This window comes from Planctomicrobium aquicomposti (assembly GCF_051466325.1).
In the GTDB taxonomy this organism is placed as follows: Bacteria; Planctomycetota; Planctomycetia; order Planctomycetales; family Planctomycetaceae; genus Planctomicrobium.
The window spans coordinates 4,568,124-4,595,019 of record NZ_CP195792.1 but is presented as its reverse complement, the minus strand read 5'-3'; the positions used below and the strand labels follow the sequence as shown (position 1 = coordinate 4,595,019).

20 protein-coding genes are annotated in these 26,896 nt (G+C 58.1%); 11 read left to right on the top strand and 9 right to left on the bottom strand.

Annotation, left to right across the window (positions count from 1 at the left end; genetic code table 11):
• Nucleotides 1–74: 74 nt before the first annotated feature.
• The gene (locus SH664x_RS17670; RefSeq protein ID WP_437203125.1) at nucleotides 75–1,247 is read right to left on the bottom strand and encodes a hypothetical protein; all 1,173 of its coding nucleotides are present in this window, start codon (nucleotides 1,245–1,247) and stop codon (nucleotides 75–77) included.
• Between the two features lie 529 nt (nucleotides 1,248–1,776).
• On the opposite strand from SH664x_RS17670, the gene SH664x_RS17665 reads away from it, so the two are divergent.
• Together SH664x_RS17665 and SH664x_RS17660 are read left to right on the top strand one after the other, a co-directional pair.
• The gene (locus SH664x_RS17665; RefSeq protein WP_437203124.1) at nucleotides 1,777–2,721 is read left to right on the top strand and encodes a hypothetical protein; all 945 of its coding nucleotides are present in this window, start codon (nucleotides 1,777–1,779) and stop codon (nucleotides 2,719–2,721) included.
• Entirely contained in the window at nucleotides 2,705–3,901 is a 1,197-nt protein-coding gene (locus tag SH664x_RS17660) for a glycosyltransferase family 4 protein (RefSeq protein WP_437203122.1), read from the top strand. The genes SH664x_RS17665 and SH664x_RS17660 overlap by 17 nt, the downstream gene beginning before the upstream one ends.
• A gap of 384 nt (nucleotides 3,902–4,285) precedes the next feature.
• On the opposite strand, the gene SH664x_RS17655 is transcribed toward SH664x_RS17660, so the two are convergent.
• The 3 genes from SH664x_RS17655 to SH664x_RS17645 form a co-directional block, all read right to left on the bottom strand.
• Nucleotides 4,286–5,203, bottom strand: a complete 918-nt coding sequence (locus tag SH664x_RS17655) for an FkbM family methyltransferase (RefSeq protein WP_437203121.1) — start codon at nucleotides 5,201–5,203, stop codon at nucleotides 4,286–4,288.
• 90 nt (nucleotides 5,204–5,293) lie between these two features.
• Complete coding sequence (locus SH664x_RS17650) at nucleotides 5,294–6,646, bottom strand: lipopolysaccharide biosynthesis protein (RefSeq protein WP_437203119.1); 1,353 nt, start codon at nucleotides 6,644–6,646, stop codon at nucleotides 5,294–5,296.
• A gap of 184 nt (nucleotides 6,647–6,830) precedes the next feature.
• Nucleotides 6,831–7,679 (bottom strand): glycosyltransferase family 2 protein, encoded by an 849-nt coding sequence (locus tag SH664x_RS17645; RefSeq protein WP_437203118.1) that lies wholly within the window; start codon nucleotides 7,677–7,679, stop codon nucleotides 6,831–6,833.
• A 614-nt stretch (nucleotides 7,680–8,293) separates the two neighbouring features.
• Between SH664x_RS17645 and SH664x_RS17640 the strand changes: the two genes are divergently transcribed.
• A complete protein-coding gene (locus tag SH664x_RS17640; RefSeq protein ID WP_437203116.1) occupies nucleotides 8,294–9,715 on the top strand; it encodes an O-antigen ligase family protein in 1,422 nt (473 codons plus the stop codon).
• A 127-nt stretch (nucleotides 9,716–9,842) separates the two neighbouring features.
• On the opposite strand, the gene larB is transcribed toward SH664x_RS17640, so the two are convergent.
• Nucleotides 9,843–10,631 carry a nickel pincer cofactor biosynthesis protein LarB gene (gene larB / locus SH664x_RS17635; RefSeq protein WP_437203115.1) on the bottom strand — a complete coding sequence of 263 codons (789 nt, stop codon included), beginning with the start codon at nucleotides 10,629–10,631 and terminating at the stop codon, nucleotides 9,843–9,845.
• Between the two features lie 266 nt (nucleotides 10,632–10,897).
• Between larB and SH664x_RS17630 the strand changes: the two genes are divergently transcribed.
• Nucleotides 10,898–11,326 (top strand): acyl-CoA thioesterase, encoded by a 429-nt coding sequence (locus tag SH664x_RS17630; protein WP_437203113.1) that lies wholly within the window; start codon nucleotides 10,898–10,900, stop codon nucleotides 11,324–11,326.
• 27 nt (nucleotides 11,327–11,353) lie between these two features.
• On the opposite strand, the gene SH664x_RS17625 is transcribed toward SH664x_RS17630, so the two are convergent.
• Both SH664x_RS17625 and SH664x_RS17620 read right to left on the bottom strand, forming a co-directional pair.
• The gene (locus SH664x_RS17625) at nucleotides 11,354–11,878 is read right to left on the bottom strand and encodes a hypothetical protein (RefSeq protein WP_437203111.1); all 525 of its coding nucleotides are present in this window, start codon (nucleotides 11,876–11,878) and stop codon (nucleotides 11,354–11,356) included.
• A gap of 118 nt (nucleotides 11,879–11,996) precedes the next feature.
• Nucleotides 11,997–12,380 carry a hypothetical protein gene (locus SH664x_RS17620; RefSeq protein ID WP_437203109.1) on the bottom strand — a complete coding sequence of 128 codons (384 nt, stop codon included), beginning with the start codon at nucleotides 12,378–12,380 and terminating at the stop codon, nucleotides 11,997–11,999.
• 162 nt (nucleotides 12,381–12,542) lie between these two features.
• On the opposite strand from SH664x_RS17620, the gene SH664x_RS17615 reads away from it, so the two are divergent.
• Nucleotides 12,543–12,911 (top strand): gamma-glutamylcyclotransferase family protein, encoded by a 369-nt coding sequence (locus tag SH664x_RS17615; protein ID WP_437203107.1) that lies wholly within the window; start codon nucleotides 12,543–12,545, stop codon nucleotides 12,909–12,911.
• A gap of 76 nt (nucleotides 12,912–12,987) precedes the next feature.
• Here SH664x_RS17615 and purD read toward each other — a convergent pair whose 3' ends face one another.
• Nucleotides 12,988–14,268 carry a phosphoribosylamine--glycine ligase gene (gene purD / locus SH664x_RS17610; RefSeq protein WP_437203106.1) on the bottom strand — a complete coding sequence of 427 codons (1,281 nt, stop codon included), beginning with the start codon at nucleotides 14,266–14,268 and terminating at the stop codon, nucleotides 12,988–12,990.
• Nucleotides 14,269–14,568: 300 nt separating this feature from the next.
• Between purD and SH664x_RS17605 the strand changes: the two genes are divergently transcribed.
• The 5 genes from SH664x_RS17605 to SH664x_RS17585 all read left to right on the top strand — a co-directional run bounded on the left by SH664x_RS17605 (nucleotide 14,569) and on the right by SH664x_RS17585 (nucleotide 20,404).
• Nucleotides 14,569–15,345, top strand: a complete 777-nt coding sequence (locus SH664x_RS17605) for an SDR family NAD(P)-dependent oxidoreductase (RefSeq protein ID WP_437203104.1) — start codon at nucleotides 14,569–14,571, stop codon at nucleotides 15,343–15,345.
• Between the two features lie 218 nt (nucleotides 15,346–15,563).
• A complete protein-coding gene (locus SH664x_RS17600) occupies nucleotides 15,564–16,589 on the top strand; it encodes a C-terminal binding protein (protein WP_437203103.1) in 1,026 nt (341 codons plus the stop codon).
• A gap of 357 nt (nucleotides 16,590–16,946) precedes the next feature.
• Nucleotides 16,947–17,618, top strand: a complete 672-nt coding sequence (locus SH664x_RS17595; RefSeq protein ID WP_437203101.1) for a response regulator transcription factor — start codon at nucleotides 16,947–16,949, stop codon at nucleotides 17,616–17,618.
• A gap of 145 nt (nucleotides 17,619–17,763) precedes the next feature.
• Nucleotides 17,764–19,155, top strand: coding sequence for a sensor histidine kinase (locus SH664x_RS17590; protein ID WP_437203099.1), 1,392 nt, complete (start codon nucleotides 17,764–17,766; stop codon nucleotides 19,153–19,155).
• A gap of 433 nt (nucleotides 19,156–19,588) precedes the next feature.
• Nucleotides 19,589–20,404 (top strand): hypothetical protein, encoded by an 816-nt coding sequence (locus SH664x_RS17585; RefSeq protein ID WP_437203097.1) that lies wholly within the window; start codon nucleotides 19,589–19,591, stop codon nucleotides 20,402–20,404.
• Nucleotides 20,405–20,686: 282 nt separating this feature from the next.
• Here SH664x_RS17585 and SH664x_RS17580 read toward each other — a convergent pair whose 3' ends face one another.
• On the bottom strand, nucleotides 20,687–22,111 hold the full coding sequence (locus SH664x_RS17580) for a hypothetical protein (protein ID WP_437203096.1): 1,425 nt from the start codon (nucleotides 22,109–22,111) through the stop codon (nucleotides 20,687–20,689).
• Between the two features lie 445 nt (nucleotides 22,112–22,556).
• Here SH664x_RS17580 and SH664x_RS17575 point away from each other — a divergent pair, with 445 nt between their 5' ends.
• Nucleotides 22,557–26,558: a hypothetical protein gene (locus SH664x_RS17575; RefSeq protein ID WP_437203095.1), complete on the top strand. Its 4,002-nt coding sequence runs from the start codon at nucleotides 22,557–22,559 to the stop codon at nucleotides 26,556–26,558.
• The last annotated feature ends 338 nt before the right edge of the window (nucleotides 26,559–26,896 follow it).

The window sequence follows — 26,896 nt, the reverse complement described above, 5'->3', positions numbered from 1 at the left end:
TCGGAGCAAGCGAAAATCTTGCTGCGAAGAGGCTGGAAAGTGTCATCTGCTCTGGCTCGCAAGTGCGGGCTTTCTTAAGTGCCCAGAAATGGCCCCCCGTGTGTCTCGGTGGCCCATTGCCGTAGCGCCGGCGTTACCGTGATGTAGATTGCGATCATCGCAGCCTGGAACGGAGAGCCACTCAGGCCCAGTGTCAGCAATGTCAGCACAGTCAGAACGATCCCCCCCAGAGTTGTTCGTTCAGAAATGGCGAGGCCAATGATGGAAATGCTATAGATCAGCAGTCCCAGTGCCCCCATTTCAATAAAAACATTAATCGGTAGCACTGCGGTTCCAATTCCTCCCAGCATTCCCTCGGAAATGGACGACATTCCCAGGCCAGTGAGTGGCGATTCCTGTGCCACCATTTGGGCAGGTCTCAGAGGGGTGAAAAATCGGATGTATCCCGACTGGGATGAAATCGGGTCCAGGACTTTGGCAAAGACCTGTTCGACTCGTTCGGGATCGTTTTTCTGCATATAAACCAAACCAATGAGAAGCCCCAGAAGTCCGGTGATCCCTGAAACGACGGTTGTCAGCGACAATCGCCTGATTGAGCTCAGGAACGTGATGATCGCCAGTGTTGATGCGAGAACAAGACCGATTGACGATCCGGAAAAAAGCATCGTGATCAGGCCCAGAACGCCCACCCAGGTAAACCGGCCTGCGAAAACGGATTCGATCCACACAAGTGGGGCCATGGCCAGGCAAAGCCAGGAAGGTTCGCTGAACATTCCCGCGGAGCGCAAGTCATGAGGATTCTCGATCTGCGAGATTTCATATCGTGACCATCCTCGGGTGATCCCGAGTTCTCGTAGTGAAAGAACGCCCGCAAATTCTAAAAAAAAGAAGGCTGCAAAGATCACGATCCAGATTTGGGTCAGGCGTTTTACCTGATCCGGATAGAGACGCAAAATGACCGGCAGTCCAAACAGCGTCGTGAAGAATGAGATGATGCCGATGGCTGCCTTCAGTGTTTCACGAAAGGGAATTCGTGAGTTGGTGGTGAAGAGAAGCAGCAGTGACATGATGGCGAGCAGGGCCATGGCAATCAGGGTGATGCGTCGGTATTGAAGGTTTAGGCCCAGCAAAACAAAGACCAATGGAAAGGAAAGCACGGAGACTGGGACCCCGCCGACGTACATGCTCTGCAGAAAGACCGTGGAGAAGTAAACATAAAGCACGACGAGATTCAATGTATTTGGCATCCCTGATCCGACTCCTGGTCCATCGAAAGGTGGCTGCAACATTGCTGAAGAGAATGTTACCCACGAATTCTGTTGTTGGGCCGGCCTCTTCTGGCTGGTCGCCGGAATTCATTCTACTCTAAGCCGGGATGGTTTGAGAAATCGATGTTTGGGGGGCCAGATTCCGGTGACCCCTTTTGCAGGAATCTGCTGCGCGCCGCCGTTGACTCCCTGTTGAAATGGAAAATGTTGTGGAAACTTGGAATAAGTCTTGACGACCGGTGGGCTCTGGCAAGACAACTCGTCGTCTACCGCGAATCAGGCAAGTCGTTATGCTTTCCCGGATTCGCCCGGAATCAAACGGCCCTGGCAAATTCGTTTTCTGCTCACCGCGGCGACGAGATTTCTCGTCCGGTGATGTTGCACCTCTGAGAGTTCATTGATGTCGAAGACGAGCGATCCGCAACTCGCAAGGCGGTTTCTGTTTTTACGGCGTCCTGCTGCGGAGAAAGACGGCGGCACGATCTATGATGATCGCGTCTTGAAGGTCTTGCAGCAGGTGACCCCGAATATCCGGGTCTTTGAAACCAGCAAGGCTCAGTCTGGTGCCGTTCTGCGGAGGATGCTGAGTAAGCGGTTGATGCCTCTTTATACACGGTATCAGATGGCATCCGTGCCGCAGTCACTTCAGGCTGACGAGGAAATCGTCTTGTCACATGAAGGGCTGGCTTCCCTTGCGTGTGAATTCCTGAAGCAAGAAAAGATTTGGCTGATCTTTCACAACTTTCCGGCAGGTTTTGATGACGAGGACCGGTTCGGGACACGGGTAGCGCTCAAGCCTTTTCTTCGTTCTTCCGATCGCTGGTTGCTGCGCCGTCCGAACATCTACCCTGTTTTTCTGTCTCGGCGCGAACTGCAGCTGGCGGAGTCCATGGGGCCGGTGCGGCCTCCCCGGTTGATTCAGCCGGGCATGCCACCTGTCAATTTGAATTGCCCCCTGGTTCAGGCGGACAAGGTCGATCTGGTGATCTCGGGAACCTATGACTGGTCGGTGAAAAGGCGAGATGCGGATTGGTTAAAGGCAGAAGTACTCTCCAAGTTGGATCATCAGTCTATTGGATATTTGTATGCTGATGCGTCTTTTCGGGGAGTTCTTCCTCATTGGCGGGACACTCGAGAACTACCAGCGGATGGTCAGCTGCGGGTCGGGGTTGTTCCCGACCGGTTTTTGAATGGCATGAAGCTCAAGGTGTTGTGGTATATCGCCCACAACTGCGTGGTCGCTTCTCCGCGTTTTTTGGGGGACGAATTCTATGGAATCCCCCATGCGGATGAATTTATCCGCGGCTTTCAGGATGCTGCCACGCTCGGCGAAGTGATCCGAGAGGCCGGACAGGCCAATCTGGAAGCATATCGGATTTTTCAGAACAGCTGCTTCTCACACTTTTCCTGGGACCGACAGGTGAAAGAGGGTTTTGATGTCCAAGCCAGGTAAAGTTTTGATCACATCGGGATACATGGAGACCGAGATCAATGCATTTCGGGAAATCCAGTATTCACGAAATCTTGCACTGCGAGGCTGGGACGTCGTCGTGTATGCCTCGAGTCAGTCTTACATCTGGAAGCATAACCGGGCAGGGCATGCTCCTACGAATCCCTGTGCCAATGACGAGAATTTAAGGCGTGACTTTGGCATTCACATTGTCCGTTGTCGCACGCTGCTGCGGTATGCGGACTTTTTGCTGCTGCCTATTCCGTTTCGGCTGATTCGCGAGGCAGACGTGGTGCACGTCATTGAGTTTCGCGTTGGGCATCCGGTGATTGTGGCGGCAATTGCTAAGATGCTGGGTAAACCTGTTGTTTATGATCACGAGCAACGGGGTGATCGGCATTATACCTGGCTGCATAGCATCGATAGCCTGGTCAGGCGACTCTGTATTCGAATTGGATCGTTGTTCGTTGATACAGTGCGTCACACTGTTCATGCCAACCGTGACCATTTTGTCAGAAACCGATGGTCCACGCGCGGGAAGCTGGTGTTTGGGCCGCTTGCTGCTGACGAGCGAATTTTCCACTTCTCGCCCGAGCAAAGAATTGCGACTCGCCGGGAATTGAATTTGACTCCGGATGAGGTGACGGTCGTCGTGAGCGGCAAGATCGAAGAACCTAAGCGGACTCCTGAGGCGATCCGGGCCTTGCTGGCAGCAGGGGTGACAGTGATTGTTGTAGGCCGCGTTCCTCCGCGTATTCAGCAGGAGTTGGAGTCGATTCAGGGGGGACGTTTGCAGATTTTGGGGCATGTGACGCCTGACCGATTGAATGAGATTTACGCGGGCATGGACTATGCCCTCTTTACAACATTCTCGCTTTCTTATTGGGAAGCTATGGCCACGGGCCTGCGGATCATTTGCCCCCGCACTACTTTTTCGGAAACTCATCTTCCCAAAGAGAAGGCCATCTTGTTTGGTCAGGAGGCGATGTTTGTGATTTCAGAGGAAGAGTACGATCCTCAGTTCAATGTTGGGGAAGCCGTTGCGGCGGTCTTGAAGGATTTAACGGTGAGCGCTCCCGATCGAGCGACAGATGCTCGCTTTCAGTGGCCCAGCCGTTCTCAAGAACTGGATCAGCAATATCGCGACTTGCTTCAGATTCCTCCAGCGGCAGCCACCTCATGAAGCGGCTGTCACAGTTGGAAGAGGTGAACCCAGTCTCTTCGTCTGTGTGATAGATTTCATCGGCAAGTCGTTCTCGATCTCTGTCTGGCGAGTTCAGGCTGTCACAGAGGTTGGAAAACACGATCGCCCAACTGGTCGATTGGTTTCTGATCTCTTGGATCTCGCCGCCAACTGCGCCAGCCCCATTCGGGTGAATCGCAGCTGGCACAGTCAAAATTAGATGATGATCGCTGCCAGGATCTGGTGCCGGGCACCCTTTCCGGCTGCCAGGATTCCCAAGGCTGTCGAGCGACTCGCGCGACCCATGTTTGGCACCGGGGCGGGCGGCTCATCTGGGCGCGGGATGCTGTGACATGCAGTAAATTGGCGGCCTAGCGACATCGGCTAAGTATATTCGTCTGAAAAAAAGTTAACCTTGCTTTCCTTTGGAAAGCAGATGATGTCCCCGAAGCCTTTGTTGCCAGGTTGTGCACGCGAATCACGGGCATTGAAGACGTCGTAGCCCTGTGATTCAATCATCCGGATAACTTCCTGTGACGAGGAGCCATTTTTCGCTAAGAGAAAGTTTGACAATTCGGACAGAACCACTGGGCGGTATTCCTTGAGAACTTTCAGTGCACCGGAGAAGACAAGGTGCTCGGCGCCTTCCACATCTACCTTGATAAATCCCGGATTGATTCCTTTTTCCGGGACCAACGTGTCGAGGGTGCGGCTGACAACAGACTCCGTGACAAAACGTTCTCCGGCAATGTCGGGATGACAGGTGGCTCCAAGGCTGGAGTACTCTTCTTTCCCTTCGATGGTTTTGATTTCCGCGGTCCCTTCGCTGTTGGAGGCGACACCGTTGAAGATCTCGACATTCGTGACGTGATTCAATGCAAGATTCTCTCGCAGTCGTTTCAAGGCTCTTTGTGTTGGTTCGAAAGCGAGAACTTTTCTTTGGGGGGCAATGGCTTTGGCAAGCAGCACCGAGTAAAAGCCCACGTTTGCTCCCACGTCAATGACATCCCGGTTGGGGTCCAGGTGTTTGAGGCAAAGTTGAGTCAGGCTTGATTCATAGCCTTTGGTCAGAACCACCCGCCGGAAGACATCGCTGCGGACATCGAGAGCAAATTCTCCGCTAAATTCCTGCAGTCGCACAATCGGGTCGCCCACAATGATCTCTTTGAGGTTGTCGACGATTCTCTGCTGCTCGGCAAGACGCCCTCTCGTCATGTAGCGCTTCACGGCGATCAGCGGGTAGAGTGCGGAGTCAACGAGTGCATAGCGGGTACGCAACGTCTTAATAAAGCTGGCGCTCATGGAAGGTTCTTTCGCTCTTGGAAGGTGTTTGCGGTTGTCGCTGGAAAAGGCTAAGCGTTGTAGTTGGAGTGGTGGATCAGCAATGCTGTACTACCGAAGAAAAAATCTGATCGTATTCATGACAGATGTGTTCAATTGATCGCCAAAACGGGCGGTGAATAGCCAGATTCCGGCGAGGACTGCAAGGACTCCGCCTGCAATGGGAGTCCAGCTGAGTCTCTTTCCCCCCGAGTTCTGCCACGCCAGGTCTGTTAATATGTAAGAGACGCAATAGAGAGCATTACTGTAAATCGCTGCCTTGAATCCCCAAATAGGGGCGGTGAAATACATACCTGCCAGTGACAGGCATGCTCCGGTGATTGTTGCCAGGGCGACTGCCCCAGCCATGCGTGCCCCAAGGCAATAGTAGAATCCTGCAGCATTCATGGAGTTGATTGTGTAAATGAAGGTCATGGCTCGAATTTCAGGCAGGATGCCATCGACATCTTTGATGAGTAATGGCAGGAAAGGGGAAATCGCGAACAGGCCAGTGGCCAGGGCGCCTGATGCCAGTGAGTTTTTCCAGATCCCGCGTTTGAGCAACTGGTGGCGGTAGGCCTGTCGTTCCGGAGTTTCAGGTTGTGCGGTGGTTGCCGCGATGGCGGGCAAGATTGGTCTCAGGAAAGCTGAAGCGAGCGCCGTCACCTGCCGGCAAATAGAACTGGCAATTCCGTAGAGACCGACCGCTTCACTTCCCAGCGTGGCCCCGACAATCAGCTTGTCTACCGTTCCAAAGAGAAAAGCTCCAATAAACACTGAGCATGTACCGCCGGCGTGTGTGGCGATCTCTTTCAGGCGGGAAGTGCTCCACTTCAGCTCGGCTGGCCCGATCGGACGAATCACGAGAAAATAGACGGCCAAAAGCCGTAATGCGAGAACGAATAGACTGGCTCCCAGTAATGCCAGCGACATCGGTATCAATTGTTGTGACAGCCATGCGGTGATAATCACAATTCCGTGTTCGAGCAGAGTCGAAACTGTGATCAACACTGTGATCAATTGGTAATTCTGCTTGGCTTCCAAAACTGCATCCGCGAAACGATGCATCAATTGAAGCGGCGCGATGAGGGCGAAAATCAGCCAGGCATGTCGGACTGTGAAAAACTGCTGGGTTGGAAGACCGTGAAAAAATGTCGCGCAGAAAGGGGCCAGTGCGGCGAGTGCAAGTCCGAGTATCAGGCACATCATCAACATGAGCCCGGACGAGACGACTAATGTTTGTGTCGTGGATTTGCGATTGTCGGATTTCAGGTCTGCAGCGAGAAAGACCGTGATTGTCGTCGAGAGCCCCAGGTCTCCGAGTTGGCACAGGTCCACTGTGGTGCGAAGTACGACCCAGATTCCATAAACGTCCAGTCCAACGGATTTGACGAGTATGGGAAGTGAAATGAGATTGATGGCCACACGTAATGCGACGCCTGCCGCGCTGGCGACAGAGCGGCTTCTGAGCAATCGCTGAACATGGGACATTGTGAGGGCTCGAAAAGCTCTGCGGTTAGTGAAAATAAATCCAGGGAAGAGGTGCGGGATCACACGGAAAGGGGGGCTTCTTCGAAATCTCGATCGTTGTTCTGGTGTCGCCGAGGGATCATTTTGTGTGAGATGGTGCTTCGTGTGGCGGTTCAGAAAGCCATTCCCCTTTGACCCGCCCGGCCGTCAGTCGCTCGATCAGATTGCGAGGTTCAATCAGCCATTTGCTGACAAAGTGGTAACCTTGCAACAGGTTGTCCCAGCGATTCCATGGACGATTCAGGTGTCGCTGTAGCAATTGGCGGGCGTCATCTGTTGGTTGAAAGATGGATTTGGGGTCTTGGTTAGCCGCGGTAATCGTTCCAGCATAAATGCGATAACCACTGAGGAACTGGTCGATCAGCTCAAAACGACAGCCGGCTCGGCCCATTTCCAGCCATAATTCCGTATCCCAGTTGCGGCGATTTTTTTTGTTGAATCCACCAGCTTTCTCGAAAGCTGTTCGACGGAAAAAGGTTGATGGTTGAGCCAGGTTGGCTCCCCCATAAAGAATGGCTGTTGTGTTGAAGCGGTTGGAATAAAGAACGCGTCGTTTTCTGCCATCGCCGTCAATGATGTAACAGTGGCCAGTTATTACATCGACTTCGGGGCGAGCGGCAAACAGGGGGGCAACTGCCCTCAACGCACCTGGCAAAAGAATATCGTCGGCGTTCAGGAATCCGTAGACATCGCCGGTGGCGCGGGCAAAGCCCCGATTCAGTCCATCGGAGGGACCTTCGTCAGGTTCCAGAATCAATGTTGTGATTCGATCCCGATATTTCTCCAGCAGCTCACGACTGCCGTCCGTTGAGCCCGGATCGACGACGATGTATTCCAGGTCGTCGTACTCCTGGCTTAATACTGACTGGATTGCAGCTTCCAGGAACTGCACTTGATTGAAAGAAATCGTAACAATCGAAAACCGCATCTTATAAAAATCTCCTGTTGAGATGATCCGTGCTTAACTTCGTGCTCAAAAGGTGCAAACCTGATTCGCAGTGAGCTGAGTTCCTCATTCTGGACAGGAGGAGGTGTTGTCATTGAGTGCCGGGCAATGTCATCTACCACTGGAGCATCAAAACTCAGCCTCGAAGGGGAAAAGAGCACTTTCTGACAGGAGCGCTTGACGGGAGGGCTGGGAGGGTTGTGCAACGTGAATCATGAATGGAGGAGTGCACGGTATCGGGCCAGAATCAATCGCTTCACCAAGTAGAGGCATTGGTGAGCGTTGATGTCTGAGGGGGCTGTCGAGGGCTGGACAGCGCCGAGTCAGAGCCCGTCTCGAAAGGAAATTCGGAGATTGAACCAGCCTCAATACGGATTGGAATAGGTCCCAACCGCCTGGAAGCAAAGCTCGAGGGCTGGTGTGGTGGACCGGGGCCATTCTGATCTCGTCGAAAATTGGACCTAGAAACTGGTGGAGAGGAATTACCACTTACCCCGCGAAGTCGGGCAACCTGAGGAAACCGTGTTGGTCAGATCTGGCTGCAGATGATATGGTCTCCTAGAACTGGTTCCAAGCCTGTCTGGACGTTTTCACTGATGAACATGCCCTCAGCCGCATGGGGACTGCCGTTTCTGGGCCTGCTGGCGGTGCTGTGTTTTTTGTACTGGCGACAAGGGCCGCATCGGGCATTGGGAATAGCGGTTGTTCTCTCGTTTCTTGTGCCCGCCTGGGTGGAGTTCTCACTCTTCGGTCTTCCTCTCAATCTGCGGACGTCCATCGCATTGGCGGGTCTGGGCCTCTTTTGCGTGCATCCTGCCGGCAAACTGTTCGAAAAATTAACCTTGCTGGATTTATGCATTGGGCTGCTGGTCATCACGCATTGGATCAGTGATGTGAACAAAGGGGGCCAGCCCTTCTGGACCTTCCTGAGGGCGTACGGAGAGTGGGCGGTTCCCTACGTCGCGGGACGCTATGCCGTGCGCTCTCCCCGCGATGTGCAGTTCCTCGCGGCGTTCGTGGTCGGGGTGACGGCGGTCCTTTCGCTGTGGAATATTGTCGAAGCTGTCTCAGGGACCAATTACTTTGAGGTTGTCTGGGGGAATCGGCCAACTGATCCGTTCAATCCTCGCAACTCTGTCCGTTGGGGATGGAAAAGGGCCTTCGGATCAACGCACCATGCCATCTTTAATGGGACGTTGATCCTGCTCTGTCTGCCTTGGACCGTTCAATTGTTTTCGCAGGTCAGGGCGATTTGGCAGAAAGGATTGGTCCTCTTGACTCTGCCACTGACATTGGCAGGGTTGATGGCGACGATTTCCCGAGCTCCGGTCATTGCAGCGCTGGCGATTCCGGAAATTGTGTTTGCGATTTCAACCGTCAGACGAGCGGTCATTGCAGGAGTCATCCTGCTGGTGGCAGCTGCGGGATGTACCCTCTATTGGGAGCGGATTGACGATCGACTTCTGGCCTTATTGGGAGACCGTGAGTTTCCCGTTCCGCAAACGGTTGAGGTTGATGGTGAAACTGTCCCATTCACTGCGGGGAGAGCACGATTTTACATTCTGAAGATCTGGGGACCGGCCTTCCTGCACGCGGGCTTGCTCGGCTCAGGAACGGAAGCTACCGCGAAGTTTCCGCCGAATGTTCCAGGGATCTGGCCCGGTGCAAAAACATTGAAGATTTTGCCGATGGTCGACAATGCCTACCTGTTACAGGGGCTGCGTTTCGGCTGGCTGGGGACATTGGCGTTTGTATTGACAACAATTGCGGGGATTGTTCAGTTTTTGATGTGGCGAAGAATTCCTGAATTGCAGCGATTTGGCCTGTGGATGGCAGCAACATTGATCGCATATGCGATGGTGTTGCTCACCGTCTGGATGAGTTCCGACTTCGGATTTGTGTTCCTCTGGACCATCGGCCTGTCGTCGGCAGTTTTGATGGACGACCCTGCGGTTGGCGCCCGCTGGTCACCCGCGTCGCGCCAGGGGATCTCCCGGTTTGCTCCGCTCAAGGGCTGAAGCAGATCGCTCTTTCCCCGACAGACTCACAGGGTGAGTCTGGATTCGTGACGAACGAGGACGCGCTGCGACGGAGGCGGGGAGGCGTCAGGAAGTCCGAATGCAATCCGGGCGTCAGTTCCGGAGCCTATTCTCCGGATCGCTTCCCGGCAGCGGCTCGCTGGGCGACGAGGCCGGCGAGGTAGCCCGCCTTGAACCCGGCGTCGATATTCACCACGGCGACGTTGGCTGCGCAGCTGTTCAGCATTCCGAGCAGGGCAGCGACTCCGCCAAAGGCAGCACCGTAGCCGACACTGGTCGGCACCGCAAAAACCGGACAGCTGACCCAGCCGCCGACGACGGACGGGAGCGCCCCCTCCATGCCCGCGACGACAATGATTGCGTCTGCAGCCGACAGCCGGTGTTTAATTGCCAGAAACCGCTGCGGTCCGGCGACTCCCAGATCCATCAGCAGTTCCGTCTCGACATTCATCCACCGCAGTGTTTCCAGGGCCTCTTCACCGACCGGTCGATCGGAGGTCCCGGCGGTGATGACATACACCGTTCCCGAGAGTGGCCGTTCCGGAGAGATGCGGACCGTCCTTCCTGAGGCACTGTGAATCGCCTCGGGAAAGGCAGCGCAGAGGATTGCCGCCTGCTCCGGGCTGCAGCGGGTGGCGAGGCAGGCCTGCCCGTCCGCGTTCAACCGCTCGAAAGCTTCCAGCAGGGCCTCGTTCGATTTACCCGGTGCGTAGACAACCTCCGGGTATCCGCAACGCTGTTCGCGGTCGAGATCGATCCGCAGTTCCTGTTGAGTAGGCACCCCGCTGTTCAGTAACGGGGAGAGGGCCGCGCCGACATCCTCGACGGAACGTTCACCCCGTGCGAGGGCGGAGAGCAGGAAGTGGAGTTCGGCAGCGCCGGCAGGAGCAGTCATGGCAGACAATTTGGGGGAGCGGAAACGAAAGTGCATCGCAGCCGGGAAGACCGCCAAGAGTCGACGCTTTCCGCGATGACACTCTGCGAGCGGGGCAACGCATTGTAGAAGTTCGGCGATGTCAGGCGAATCGTGGCGGGAATTTTGATGGCTGTCGTTCGCGGTTCAGACTGTGCATACTGCGGCAGAGGGAGTTTGTTTTCTGCTTGAGCCGAACCTGCAGCGGGAACAGTGCTGTGGTTCGGCAGGGAAATCTGGATCAGCGCATGTCGGAATTTGTCAGTCGTCGCCGGGTGGAATTCGCACAGACCGATATGGCGGGGATTGTCCATTTCTCCAACTATTACAAGTGGATGGAGGAGGTCGAGCACGACTACTTCCGCTCGATCGGGCTGAGCATCCTGCAGAAGCAGGGGGACGGCACTTATGTCGGCTGGCCGAGGGTCAGTGCCAGCTGCCATTTTGAATCCCCATTGCGGTATGGGGACGAATTTGAGCTGCGTCTGCGGGTCGAGAGAATCGGCGTGAAGTCGCTGACGTTTTCCATCGAGTTCTGGCGGTCCGGACAGCGGGTCAGTTATGGCAGAATGAAGTCGGTCTGCTGTGTCTGTGCCGCCGAAGGGGTGTTGAAATCGATTGAAATTCCGCAGTCCTACCTTGCGGTCATTCACGAAATGCCGGTGGTGGAACGCTGAGCGTGGGGCAGGCTGAATCAGATCGGTTCAGGCGCGAGCGCGAATTGTGGCGAGAGACTCATCGTTGCGGATGCGGGCATCGCGGGCATCGAGGATGACCTGTCGCAGTCTTTGCGGAAACTGGATCGCGGAGATGACGAGCAGCAGATTTCCGGCAGCGTCTTCCAGCTGGACGTCTCCCGTCCGGTGAAACGCAGAGCCCGGCGGGGTGGCAATGGAGATGTGGGCCACATCGCTGAGCGGAACCTGCTTGATGACCTTGCCGCCGATCATTTTTTTCCGGGTCACCGTCCGGTTGGAGAGGACGTAGTAGTCACCCAGCAGCTTGGTCAGCAGATAAGCCAGCGCCCCCAGGGGAGCCAGCAGAGTTCCCATCAGCAACTGCAGCAGTTGACGGAACGGAGTGAAGGGGAGGATGGAACCGGCGGCCCCCATGAGCACACCAATCAGGCGACCGAGAAATCCACCCGCCACAGAGGGATAAATGCTCTCAATCTCGGTTTCCCGGCCGGCGGAAACCCCGGCAATCGGCTGTGCCGTGATCACGGACATCGGCAGTCATCCCTCAGAGTCAGCGGGGAAAGGTGTGCAGGGTAACGTATCAGAGGTTGCCGTTGGTTGCCAGTAATTCCAGATCGCTTGCCAACCGCGGGAATGGGGAGTGGGGTGCTTATCCCGGGACGTCCGGGTTCTCACGATCCGGTCTCTTCTGGCGGAATTCTTCGAGCGGGTATTCGCTGATCGGAATCCCCAGGCCGCGGACCTCCTGCAGCCGTTGCCAGCCCCGTGTGACGAGTTCTTCCCGTGACCGGACGTATTCGGCATCGAGTTCGGATTTTCCGAACGGGCCGTCGAGGGTGACCGGAGGAAAGCGGGGATCGACAATAAACTGCGACAACGTGGGGTTGCAGCGCTGGTGGCGTTCGGGGGCGGAGAGAAGTTGCCGTGCGGGAATCTCGCCGATGACAAACCGCAGGTACAGATCGCTGTCGGTAATGTCTTCGACTTCATCGTCGCAGACTTCGCAGAGGTAACCCTGATCACAGCTGGCCATCGGATGTTCTTTGTGAGTTGGTGGGATGTCCGCAAGAGGGATCATCAACGGCGCTCGGATCGGTGATGATCGCTCTGTGGAAGGCCACGTTCTATGATCCCCCTGTGATGCGCGCTCGGAGAGTCCAGTCTTCGTTGTTCAGTTTCTGTGAGGCAGCTCCGGATGTCGACCTCAAGTCGAAGTCATCGTGTCTTTGTCTATGGAACGTTGAAGCGTGGTTTTTGTCGGCACAGTGCGCTGGTGGGGGAGAGGTTTGTCGGAACAGCCCGCACGCAGCCGCTGTATCGCATGGTGAACCTGGGAACCTATCCCGGGCTGTTCCGGGTGTCGCAGGAAGGGCTCTCGATTGTGGGGGAAGTCTGGGACGTGAGTGCCGAATGTCTGTCGCGTCTCGATGAGATTGAGGGGATCGCCGAGGGGGAATACTGCCGCGAGCCCATTCAACTGATCGACGTGCCGGAACCGGTCGACGCCTATTTCTCCCTCCATCCGCGAGACCGGTATCCGGATTGCGGGACGGAATGGGTGTGACATCACGGCGTCGACTTCTCCGGCGTTTCCTTCTCTCCAGGGCCGTCCGTCCCGCCTCAGTTCCGAGTTCACGCCGTCAGTTCGCGGTACGGGCCTTGTCGGAGATGTCCTTGCGGCACCACGCTCCCTGCCAGCGAATGCATTTGACAGCTTCGTAGGCTCGGCGCTTGGCATCCGAGGCATCTTCTCCGAGCGCGGTCACTCCGAGGACACGGCCGCCGGTGTTAACGATCTGCCCCTTCTGCACGGCTGTGCCGGCATGGAAGACTTTGGTTTCAGCCAGTTTGGCGGCGTCGTCGAGTCCCCGAATCGGGTGGCCGGTGGAGAGATCGTTCGGATAGCCCTCGGAGGCCATGACCACGCAGACAGCGGTGCGCGGGTCCCATTCCAGTTGGGGGAGATCCTTCAGCTTGCCATCGGCAGCCGCGCAGAGGACTTCGAACAGGTCCGACTTCAACCGCATCAGGACGGCCTGCGTTTCCGGGTCACCCAGACGAACGTTGTATTCCAGCACCTTGGGGCCCTGACTGGTGAGCATCAGTCCGGCGTACAGCACTCCGCGAAACTCCGTGCCGTTCTTTTTCATCGCGTGCACGGTCGGAATCAGAATCTTATGGATCACGGTGTCCATCAGTTCCGGAGTGGCGAATGGCGCGGGGCTGTAAGCTCCCATGCCGCCGGTGTTGGGGCCGGTGTCGCCGTCATAGGCAGCCTTGTGGTCTTGTGCCGCTTCCAGCGTGACGATGGCGCGGCCGTCGACCAGTGCCAGAATGCTGACTTCCTGCCCGACCAGTTTCTCTTCGATCACGATTGTCCGGCCGGCATCGCCGAAGGCCCGGCTCTGCATGATGGAATTGACAGCCGCAATTGCTTCCACTTTGGTTTCGCAGACGATCACTCCCTTGCCGGAAGCGAGGCCATCCGCCTTGACGACCAGCGGAGTTTCTTCCCGCTCCTGAATGAAGCCGATGGCGTTTTCCGCATCGTGAAAGACCCTGTAGTCAGAGGTCGGCACACTCGCCTGCCGCATAATATCCTTGGCGAAGGCTTTGCTTCCTTCCAGTGCCGCAGCGGCTTTGGTCGGTCCGAAGACGCGTAGACCCTGCTTGCGAAACACATCGACCACTCCTGCGACCAGCGGTGCTTCCGGACCGATGACCGTCAGGTCGATCTTCTCGTTCTTGGCGAACTGGGCCAGGCGGGTTCCGTCCGTGGCACTGATGTCGACGTTCGTCACATCGAGCGCGGTTCCGGCATTTCCCGGAGCGCAGAAGACCTGCGTCACCTGCGGCGACTGTTTCAATTTCCAGGCGAGAACGTGTTCGCGTCCGCCGGCACCGACGACCAAAACCTTCATATCCAGTCAACCTTGCCCGCGTCTCTGCAGACGCGTGAATGCGCAGACAGACTCAGTAATTTCCGAAACGGATGTGCCCGAATCAGCGCGCGTTGTTCTGTGAAATTCGCAAACCCCAGTATAGTATCCGCGGCAGGGGCTCGCGAGGGGAAAGCGGGCCCGTCGGCGATTGCCGAGGATTCCCAGATCCCCCTGTCGGCCAGTGCCTGCTTTGCTGATCGAGCGGCAACCGGCCGTCAGATCAAGAACCGATGAGGCACTCAAACCGATGCGATCATTTCTTTTGCGGTGAGAAATCAAGTGAGCCAGCAACCGGCATCAGGGTTTGCCAATCTGAAAGGGAAGGTCGCGGTCGTCACCGGATCGTCCAGCGGAATCGGTCGGGCGATCGCACTTGAACTGGCGCGGGCCGGGGCGGATGTCATCGTACACTATGCCCGCTCCGCCGATCGGGCGCAGTCCGTTGTTCGGGAGATCGAAGCGCTAGGCCGTCGCAGTGTCACGCTGCAAGCCGATCTCCTGCAGGGTGAGTTCGAACAGCTTGTCGACCGGTGCTGGAACTGGACGGGCCGCGTCGACATCTGGGTGAACAATGCGGGTGTGGATCTGCTGACCGGCGAGGGGCCGAAACTCTCCTATTCCGAAAAACTGTCGCGGCTTCTCGATGTTGATGTCAGGGGGACGGTGCTGCTGAGCAAAGCCTGCGGAGCACGAATGAAAACGGCCGGAAGCGGAGTGATCCTGAACATCGGCTGGGATCAGGCGGACCGCGGGATGGAAGGAGACAGTGGCGAGCTGTTCAGCGTCGCCAAGAGTGCGGTCATGGGGTTCACCCGTTCGCTGGCGGTCAGTCTGGCGCCCGAGGTGCGGGTCAACTGCATCGCTCCCGGCTGGATCCAGACCGCCTGGGGTGAGCAGGTCGGGGCAGTCTGGCAGGAGCGGGTCCTCCGTGAAACTCCTCTGTCGCGATGGGGGCAGCCGGAAGACATTGCCCGGCTCGCGCGTTTTCTGGTAAGCGATGCCGCCGCCTATCTGACGGGTCAGGTCATGAACGCCAATGGAGGAGCCGTCCGCTAGAACAGATTGCTCTTTCCATTCTCCGCGCAGCCAGCGTTTTGTCTGTTGAAATGCTGAGTTCCGTAACGCGGGAGGGGGCAACCAAAAGTCGAAAGGCTCTCCGCCACGAGCCATTCCGGCCCGAGGCCAGAGGCCAATTAATCGAAGAAATCTGATTGCTAGCCTGTCCTGCCGTCGTCTGTTGTTTTCCACTTCCCTACCAACGGTGAAACGCTGCCATGTCCAAGCTGAAAGTCGTCATCACGGACTTCATCAACCCGCCGTTGCTGCATGAAGAGCGGATTCTTGGCGATCTGGCGGAGGTCAGCGCACTCAATGCGTTCTCGGAAGAAGACCTGGTCGGGCGGATCGAAGATGCCGATGCCATCATGCTGTATCACTTTCTTCCGCTGACTCGCAAGACGATCGATCGCCTGCAGCGCTGCCGTTTGATCGTGCGCTGCGGAGTCGGAGTCGATAATGTCGATCGGGAAGCGGCACGGGAACGGGGAATTCCAGTCGCCAACGTTCCGGACTACGGCACCGAAGAAGTGGCCGATTCCGCGATCGGCATGCTGCTGACCCTGGCCCGCGGCATCCATTACATGAATAGCAATGGCCAGCAGGAACGAGGGATCTGGACCTACGAGCAGGTTCAGCCGACCTACCGGCTGCGGAATCGCGTGCTCGGTCTGATCGGGATGGGACGGATCGGCACCGCCACCGCCCTGCGAGGCAAAGCACTGGGGATGCGGGTGCTGTACTACGATCCGTACACGCCCGATGGGCGGGACAAGTCGCTGGGGATTCAACGGGCCGAGACTCTGGAAGAGCTGTTGGCCGAGGCGGATATTGTGAGTCTGCACTGTCCGCGGACTCCCGAAACGCATCACATGATCAACGACAGCACCCTGCAGCTGATGAAGCCGGGAGCCTATCTGGTTAATACAGCGCGGGGCGGTGTGGTCGATGCGCACGCGGTGCTGCGAGCCATTGAGTCGGGACATCTGCGCGGGGCGGGGCTCGATGTGCTGGAGGTCGAACCTCCCGATCCGGCCGACCCGTTGATCCGTGCCTGGCGTGATCCGGCACATCCCGCCTACGGCCGGGTGATTATCAATCCGCATGCCGCCTTCTATTCAGAAGAGGGTTTGGACGACATGCGCATCAAGGGGAGTGAGAATTGTCGCCGGGTGCTGCTGGGACACTTTCCTCGCAACGTTGTGAACGAGTTGTCCGGCTCGTCGCTTCCGCTGCGCTCCTGAATGTCCGCTCGAGTAACGATCGCTGGCCGAAGGGGCGCGCCCGGGATTCCGCGGGCTGGAGGACCGCGCCGGAGAAGGGCGCCGGAGAATCCACGAGCCGGAATCGCTTCCGCGGCAGGAATCAGGGTAATGAGATTACATTTTTGTTAGACGAACCGGGTTCGGGCTGTGCTAGAATCGGACAGGTACGATGCTTGAGGAGAGATCCCCGGAACCACCCTGGCAACGCACTCCTGCCGGGTGAATTCAGCAGATGGAGATCATCGTCCACAACATCGTCACATTCAGTCGAAGAGGTAACCGGTGCCCAGCCTCATGCATGATTCCAAAGAACCCGCTGCCTCCGAAAATTTTGTGATGGATTCGCTTCTGATAGAAGACGATGGGGTCCTGGGAAAAGCCCTCGCGCGCGGTTTGGAAGATGCCGGGCATCGCTGCACCTGGGTCCGCAGCGGCATTCGGGGACTCGAGCAGGCAATCTCACATCGCTACAACGTCATGATTCTCGATCTGATGCTTCCGGACCTCAACGGGATGGATGTCCTGCGGCGAATGCGCAGCCGGGGCAACCACACTCCGGTGCTGGTGCTGACCGCTCTGGGCTCGGTTCAGGAACGGGTGACCGGACTGGAGGCGGGGGCTGACGATTATCTGGTGAAGCCGTTTGCGCTCCCGGAGCTGATGGCCCGGCTCCGGGCGATCACCCGCCGGTCGCTGAAGTCGCACTCGCAGCAACTGGTTGTCGGACCGTTGACGCTCGATCTGTCGAATCGTCGCGTCACCCGTGACGGACGTGAAATTGAACTCACGCCGACCGAATTCAGCCTGCTGGAGTTTCTGATGCGCAATGCCGGCCAGGTGGTGACCCGGAAAATGCTGTGCGAGCATCTCTGGGAATCTGACTGGGAAGGTGTTACGAATGTGATTGAAGTTCATATCAATCGGTTGCGCGGGAAGATTGACCGGGACTTCGACGGTCAGCTGGTGCAGACCGTCCGCGGCCGCGGCTATGTGCTGCGGGTCGCCTGATCGGTGTTGCAGAGGCCAACGGACGGGCGCAGTATCAGCCCGGGTGACAGGCGGGATTGTGATCAATTGGGGTCGCTCAGTACTGGCAGCGTTACGACCGATTTCAAAGACGCTGCGCTTTCGGCTGGCCGTCTGGAATGCGCTGGTGGTCTCGTGTATCGCTCTGCTCATTCTGATCGGAGTGCGGCAGGGGGTTCGCTGGGCACTGCTGCAGGAGATTGACCAGATTCTGCTGGAAGACCTGCAGGAAGTCACTCTCGCGGTCGCCGAAACGAGGCCGGATTCGTTCGATTCGCTGAAGACGGAGTTCAACCGCAAAGCGCTGGGGCATCGTCAGCACGGATGGTTCGTCGAATTCTTCAAGGCGGGGGATGAACGGGTCTGGATCAGTCAGAATGCTCCGACTGAAGAGCTGGGTCCGGGCGATCCTCAATACGCGGGCCCCTATACCGTTGACGGCTTGCGGGTCGTGGAACGGCGGGTCCCCACGTCACTCAACGGAGTCAATTTTCTAAGAGTGGGGGCGCGGCTCGACTTTCTTGATACCGACATGCAGCATCTCGATCGGCTGGTCATGATTGCCACCGGTTGTCTGGTTGTGATCGCACCGCTGACCGGCTACTGGCTGGCGGGGCAGGCCGCTCACACCATGGGAGAGATCATCGGCACCGCCGCCCGGCTCCGTCCCAGCCATCTCGAAGAACGGCTCACCTTGCGAGGGACCGGCGATGAGCTCGATCAGCTGGCCCGCACCATCAACCATCTGCTGGACCGGATCGCCGATTACCTGGACCAGAAACGTGATTTTCTGGCGAATGCCGCCCATGAACTGCGGACTCCGTTAGCGGCGATTCGCAGTTCGGTCGAAGTGGCGCTGACGGGAGATCGCAGCAGCGAAGAGTACGAAAGTATTCTGGCGGACGTGATTGACCAGTCCTCCGCGCTGGAAACATTGGTCAATCAATTGCTGCTGTTGTCAGAGACCGAAACGGACCAGTGGAAGCATCGGCTCGAGGTCGTCCCTCTGGCTGAAGTCGTGATGCGTGCTGTCGAGATGTTTCAGGGGGTCGCGGAATCGAATGAGATCTGCGTCCGAACCGGACGGATGGACACCGTTGAGGTCTCCGGCAGCCGACACCACTTGAGGCAGGTGGTCAACAATCTGATCGACAATGCCGTGAAGTACAACTCGGCAGGGGGTGAGGTGGAGATCACGCTCTGTCGGGATGAACAGACGCAGACCGCACGACTGACAGTGCGTGATAATGGCTGTGGAATCGCGGCTGAAGATGTTCCGCACGTGTTCGACCGGTTCTTTCGCTCGGACCGCTCCCGGAACCGGGACAATGCCCCTCAGGGGACGGGGCTGGGACTGAGTATCTGTCAGGCGGTGGTGACGGCGCATGGGGGCTTTATTCGCTGTGACAGCGAGCTCGGCATCGGGACGACCTTCACCGTGCTGTTGCCGCTGGCGGAGAATCCGGAAGAGATCGTGGATACCATGACTTCCCGCGACGAAGGAGCCGTGAGGCTCTAAAGCGTTTTGACACTTGACGGACCTGTTCTCGCCACGCGCAGGCGAAAATCTCACCAGACTCAACGCATGTTGCGCGGGCACCGGACATCGCAACCTGCTTTAGCGCGGGAGAGACGATCCACAGAGGCCGCGTCGCTGCAGAGCATTCGACCGATTGTGACGGCATCACGGGACCGGCAAAGTATGCCGCCGGCCGCTTTGATCTTCGAGTCGGTCGGCAGGATCTGCCGATGTGATGAAGGAGGGTCACTCGCATCTGGAGTTCGGCCGGGCGGCTGCGTGTTTGCACATCCTGCCCCGGCGAACTTCCGTGAAGAAGGTCGCGGGAAAGGGAGGTCCGGCGGCAGTTCGCGAGAAGATCTTCGGGGCCAATTTTGTGCAAGCGGTGCCGATTGCTCAGCGGAATCGCCAACGACTTCTGTGAGGCTGCGCGATGACAGTTCTGCCGATGAAGCCGCGGATTGAACAACAGCCTCCCGTCCCACCACCTCCTCCTCCGCCACCGGACAAGCCTGCCCGAAATCCCCTCTGGTTTCGATTGGCCTGGATCGCCTTCAGTCTGTGTTGCGTGCAGATCATTGTGGCGCGGCCCCTTGCCAAGCGGCTCGACGGAGTCGAACAGCAGGTTCAGGCGGTCGACTCGACCGTGGATGCTTCCTTGAAAGGGTTTCGTGGTCTGAATGGCGATGTCGAATCCGTGACCCAGATTCTGATGGATCTGCGGCTGCAGCGGGAGCAGATTGAAGAAGCCCAGGATGCCGTGATTCAGCTGCGGACTTTGCGACAGGCGATCGAAGTGGAAGCGTTGCGTGTCCCGGAGGCCGAAGCGGCCCTGCGGCGGTTTGCGGACCTGTCCGAGCAGGTGCAAGAACTGGAAGAAGAACAGCAGCTGCAGTCAATATTTCGCCGTCCTCCGGTGGCCGATATGAGTGCGTTGCCCAGTCAGCCGGAACTCCTGTCTCCCTCCGTTCCTGCTGTACCACTGGAACCGCCGCCGGCTCCCGTGCAGGCGCAGGCGATCCCTGTTCCGCCTCCCGTGGAAATCAATTCGAAACATCTTCCCGAAGTGGTCCGTCTGGCAGACCGCTGGCACATGGTGATTCGGCCCGCCCGACCGGTCGTAGAAGCGAGCCCTGGCAGGCTGCCTGTGGGAACCGAGTCTGTCGTGCTCGACAAGAGTTCGGGAAGCCAAATGCAGCCTTCGGAGATTACGTCGGCTGTCGACGTTGAGAATCGAGCCCTTCGCTAGCCCCGATCCCGGGGAAGTGTGGCGGCGTTTGTGTGGAATATCTTTGTTGAACGCCTTGTTTTCCGCCGCCAGGTGGCCAAACGTCAGCGAGATTCGCTCGAGTGTCGTTGGCTCGCTTCCGTCCCCGCGCAGCACGCGTCCGGTGAGAGGCACCACGCTTGAGCGGGCGAGAACATGATTAATGAAATGCAGACAGGCTGCACTCTCGTGTGAGAGGCAGCCTGTCTGGCGTTGGTCAGTCACCTTCGCGGCGGTTGATGCCGGGCGATGTCTGATTCCGGATTACGTGGTCGGACGCATGGGAGGAACGCCGAGGTTCGGTCCACCCTGTTCGGCCGGAGTCGGATTCGCTTCGTGAGCTTCCGGGCTCTGAGCCGGCTTGGCAGCTTCGTAATTGTTGTAGTTGGCGTTGCTGTCGGTCTGGGTCACGCCACAGTTTCCACCGGGGCAGTTTCCACTCGCACAGTCACAGCCAATTCCTGCAGCGCCGCACGTTCCGCACGGGCTGAATGAGCAGCATTCCTGCTGCGGCACCATCCGGCAGACTTCATAGGCGACCTGACGGGGAACAACTTTGCTCACCATGCGGGTCACGGTGTACGCTTCCTGACGCGGAGTACACTTGGCCACCCGATGGGTGACGGTGTAGGGCTCCTGACGGGTCACGCAATAAGGAACCTTACGGGTCCGGGTTTCGGTGACCATTTTGCAGGTCTGCACCGGCACGCGGCAGGTCCGCTGTTCACAGACCATCTTGCAGGTCTGGACGGGAATCCGGCAGGTCTGTGTTTCACAGACCCAGCGGCAGGTCCGAACCGGAATCTGCTCGGTGATCTGCTCGGGAACAACACGGCACACCTGCACGGGGCAGTTGATCGTCTGGCATTCCGGAACCATGCGGCAGACCTGAACCGGGCAGTTCTGGCGAACGACCTGCGGGACGAGGCGAGTGCAGGGAACCTGACAGGCCACGACCTGCGGACAATACACCCGTCGGCAGGCGGTGTAACCCGGTGCCTGTGTGTAACAGACGCGGCGGCGACCGCAGGGGTCGCAGACCACCTGGGGAACGACCGGGCCCGGAACGTAGTACGGCTGGTTCACCCACTGCGGGACGACGCGCTGCACGGTCTGCATGGTGGTGACCGGCTGCATGACGGTGTAGCAGCGTTCCTGATTGACCGTTTCCACAACCTGCCGCATGACGGTTCGCGTCACGGGACGGTTCACGGTTTCGGTCACCTGTCGATAGACGGTCCGGCAGACCGGCTGATTGACGGTTTCAAAAACCGGTTTGGAAACCTGATATTGCCGCTCGACGTACGAGGTTTCGTACACCGGACGCTGCACGGTGTATTGCTGCTCGGTGTAGCCGGTTTCGACCACCGGGCGGCTGACCTGATACTGTTCTTCGCGGCAGGCCTGCTCGACCACATTGCGGTAGCAGGTCTGCTGCACATCTTCATAGGTTGTGTCGTACACGGTGCGGTAACAGGTTTCCTGCACCGGTTCACAGACCTGATCATAGACCGTGCGGTAGCACGTCTGGCGTTCCACTTTACACGCGGTATAGCAAGATGTCGGTGCACAACTCGCCGTAGGACAGCAATTGTAACCGGCGCCGCCGTACCAGCCGGCCTGCGCAATTGCCCCACCTGTGGCGAGTGCAACCACAAAGGTCACCACTCCCCTCAGACAATGTCTCATGACAGCAATCCTCCCAGTGTTCTTCTCAGTTTTATTCTCAGTCGTCGCTGAATCCCTCGAATCCTCCTGATCCGAACACACGCCTTTCCATGCTGCCAAAGCGGGTTGCGATCTGCAAACGAAATGCCGTGGGGATTTGGGCGTCTCCCCGTTTGCCGGCCCTTGCGGCTTCATTGCGGCAATCGATCCTACCGCGTCCACAGGGGAAACTTGAGCAGAAAGCTTTCTTTCCCTATTCCGGACGGCAAACAGCAGACCCCGCCATGTCACATCCGTCAAAGTCTTCCGGTACGCTTCAGCCTGCGTGACTCCCCGATGCGGAAAACCCCGGCTCCCTTCAGCTTGGCGAAAATTGCCGACTGTGATTTTATTGCGGGTGCTAACGCTTCAGCGGGAAGGTATGATCGTTTCGGGCGCCTTGAGATCATGACCTCGGGAGAGTTTCATGGCAGATGTTCGGCTGATTCGGAAGTTGAGCCAGGTGGAAAGCCAGGTCCGGCTCGAACGGCAACTCCGGGCCCAGGCGCTGGCCACCAGCGGTTTGGCTGTGGTGGTTGGATTGATCGCTTTTCCATTTCTCTCTGGAATCTGGCTGACACTTCTGCTGGTTGGGGTGGTTTGCGCTGGCTGGGTGGTTGGGCGGATCGCTGGTCGCCCACGTCCTTCCGATCGACAGGCAGCCGCTCTGCTTGTCGAACGCCGCTTTCCGGAGCTGGACGCCCGCCTTCTCACAGCGATTCGGGCGACATCCAACTCCACACCGCACACCTATTCTTTTCTCGAGTGTGAACTGGTCGACGACGTGCTCGACCAGTTCAGCCGTCAGAACTGGGCGGGCAGCCTTCCACAGGACCGGTTACAGCGATTTTCTATCCTGCGATGGCTGGCTGTGGCCGCCTGTTTGCTGGCCGCCTCGGGACCGCTCTTCAGTCTCTCTTCCAAGACGCCGATCGCTGATCAGCAGTCGACCGAGGCAGGCGATGCCGCATGGACCATGACCGTCGAGCCGGGGAATGTCGAACTCGAACGCGGAACCAGTTTGCTGGTACTCGCCCGCTTCAATGGCACTCCTCCGGGGCAGGTCGACCTCGTGGCCACAGATCCCGACGGCAATGAACTGCGACAGCCATTGCAGCAGAGTCTGGCCGATCCGCTCTTCGGTGGACGCATCGCTGCGGTCACAACGGATCTGAAGTATCACATCGAGTACGACGGGGTCCGATCGGAGGACTATACCGTCAAGACGTTCGAGTTCCCGGAGCTGTTGCAGGCCAATGCGGAACTCACGTATCCCGAATATACCCGGCTCGAAAAGAAATTATTGGAAGATGTCCGCCAGCTGACTCTGCTGGAAGGGACGCAGCTCGATCTGAAGCTGTTGCTCAACAAGCCGGTCCGATCTGCCCGACTGGTGGACAATCACGGGGTCAGCTCTGAGTTGCAGCCGACTGATCAGGCCCAGCCATCGGCCCACTATCATTGGTTACCGCCTGAGCCCGGGATGTATCAGTTTCGCCTCGAATTGGTAGACGATGCGGGACGCACCGGACGGGAACCAGCCGAGTTCCGGATTCAGGTGATTCCCAATCTCCCTCCCGATCTCAAAATCTCGTTTCCGGCACGGGATCTGGAAGTGACTTCGCTCCAGGAGGTCCTGCTCAAGGCAACCGCCTCGGACGATTTCGGTTTAACGCGGATGGGGCTGGTCGTGGAGACGACACTCGCCGGCGCCCCCGTTTCGGCCGAGTCGGATTCCGCTGCCTTGCCGGGCGGTCACGCTCCCCCGACCACCATCGAGTTTGAGCAGTCGACACAGCCGGACCAGAAGGCGAGCGCCGAGCATCTCCTCGCACTGGAATCGTTGAACCTGCAAGTGCACGACCTCGTCTCCTATTACTTTTTTGCAGACGATCTCGGCCCGGATGGCCAGCCGCGCAGAACGATCAGCCCGATGTACTTCGCGGAGGTTCGTCCGTTCGATCAAATCTATCGCCAGGGGGAAGATCAGCAATCGCAGGCACAGCAAGAACAGGAACAGCAACCGCAGAACACGTCGCAGCGCCTGCTGGAATTGCAACGAGACGTTGTCAGCGGAAGCTGGAACACGATCCGTGAGTCGCTGAGCCGGAAATCGCCGCAGTTCCTCCCTCAGACTCGATTGCTGGCGGATTCTCAGGTGCAGGTGCGGGATCTGGCCGGGCAGACGGAACTCGAAGATCCGCTGATGAAGCAGTTTTTGACCAAGGCTGTCACGTCCATGGAAGCGGCTGCCGGGCAATTCGAAAAGGCCCATCAGGACGACTCCCTGCCTGAACTGGAACAGGCCCGGGTTTCGGCTCAGGACGCATTTCGTTGGCTGTTGCAGCTGAAGGCGCGCGAGAAATCGGTGGTCCGCTCGCAGGGGCGACAGGGTAACTCCGCAGGCGGCCAATCGAAACTGGATAAGCAGCTGGAAGCGCTGCAGCTGGCAAACGATCGCAATCGCTACGAAACCGAACGGCAGGCGCGAGGGCAGCGTTCCGCTGCGCAGAATGAGTCACTGGCAATCCTGGATCAGCTCAAGGAACTGGCCCGGCGGCAGGAAGACCTGAACAACCGGATTCGCGAACTCGAGACCGCGATGCGGAATGCGGAGTCGGCTGCCGCTCGCGAAGAAGTCGAACGGCAGCTGAAGCGTCTGCAGGCGGAACAACAGGAGATGCTGCGAAATGTGGAAGATCTACAGCAGCGGATGCAGAACATGGAGAAGCGGCAAGATCTCGCCGATGCACGAGAGCAGGTCGATGAAACCCGCGAACGGGTCATGCGGGCCTCCGAAGCTCTGAAGGAAGGGCAAACGTCCCGTGCTTTAACCGAAGGGACCCGTGCGGAGCGGGATCTCCGCAACCTGCAGGAAGATTTTCGGAAGCAGAGTGCTGGAGATTTCGACGAGAACGTGCGCGAGCTCCGTCAGCAGGTTCGGGATCTGGCAGAAGCCCAACAGAAACTGGGAGAATCGCTCCGGCAAGGCAAACAGTCTCAACCCGCAACTCAACCGACGCTGCGGCCCGAGGAATCGGCCACTCAGAACCGGGATCAACTCGTCCGGGAGTTTCTCTCACAGCGCAAGCGGTTGGGGGAGACACTGGACTCCGCGCGCGAGCTGGTGCAGCGGTCGGAAACCAGTGAACCCCTCCTGTCCCGCAAGCTGTATGACACCTTGAGAGAACTGCAGAAGTATCAGCCGGAAGAATCGCTGGAGAATGCAGCCCAGATGTCCCGTTACGGCTTGCAGGGGGATGCGATCAAGCTGGAAGAACAGGTCAGGCAGGGAATTGAAAAGCTGCAGGCGGGTGTGGAAGACGCGGCTCGCGGCATTCTGGGGGATGAACAGGCCGGATTGCAGCAGGCTCAGGCTGACCTGAATGAACTGATCGACTCGGTTCGTCGGGAACTCGCCGAGAAGGGGGGGGATCCGCAGCAGTCGCCAGCAGGTAACCGGGAACCCTCGGCCGGCTCCGGACGGACCGGTGATCACCGGGATGCCGGGGACCGGCGAGATGACCGGAATCCAACTGAAGGGGGGCAGGGTGGCCAACCGGGTGAGCGGTCCGGTTCCTCCCGGGAAACGCCAGACGGTGACCCGTCGCAGAACCGCAGCCCGGCTGCGGGTGACTCCGCAGAGAGAGGCCAATCCCGGCAGCAGTCAGGCCAACCCTCCCGGCAACAAGGCTCCCCGGCAGTCACTGAAGGGGAGACGTCGGACGGGAAGTCCCCCTCTGACGGACAGCAGGGGGGAGAGCAGGAACAATCCGGGCAAAGTCCCGAGTCGCGTGGCGGGTCAACGCAGGGGAATTCACCCTCCAATTCGCCTTCTTCCCCGTCTGGGGAACGGGGCGAAAGGGGAGAGGGGCGTCCGTCCGGAGAAGGAAATCGGGAAGGGGATTCTCCTCTTCAGGCCGGATCACAGGGGGCGCCCTCTGCAGGCACGCCGCCGGCAGCGGGTGGAAATCGTCGCGGTGGTCCACGGTCGTTGTCGGAAGCGATGCGGAATCCGTCCGGCGAAGGGGGGGGTGGGGGTGGTCCCGAATCGGAGGGGAATCGGACCGGACCGCGTGCTCCTTTGACGGGAGATGAATTTCAGGAATTCTCGGATCGGCTGCGTGATGTCGAGGAGATGCTCCCGACACCGGAGTTGAGGAATCGTGCGGCACAGATCCGGGACCGGGCGCGGGAGGTCCGTGTCGATGTCAGACGGCACTCGCAGGCCCCCAACTGGGAACTGGTACGAACATCGATTTACGGACCGATGCTGGAGTTGGAAAGTCGGATCGCAGAAGAACTTGCGAGACGCAATCCGCAGCAGCAGCTGGTGCCTGTCGATCGCGATCCCGTTCCGGAGAAGTATCAGCAGCGGGTGGAGACGTATTATCGGGAGCTTTCTCGGCAGTCGGGAGTGGCGCCCTGAGTGGTAGTGGCCGATATGAAACCTGAGGGCTTCGTGCAGACGTGGCCAGTCCGGGGTGGCGGGATCTCTGCATCGTTCACGGCACGGTGACGGCGATGGATCAGTGCTGACGACAAGGCATGAGATATTTTTTCTATATATTCGGTGGTGTGAGTTGTGGTGGATCGGGCCAGGGGATGTAATACGACAGGATTGATCGCAGACTCGTCTGGCGAAGGACTTCCGTTGGAGCGTGACTGGGCTGTCAGTAAGGGTGGCTCCGTCCTGGGTTCTTGAAGTCCGGCGTTTGCTTGATGACAGGCACGACAGCGTGTGACGAGAGCCAGCCGATCAGCAAG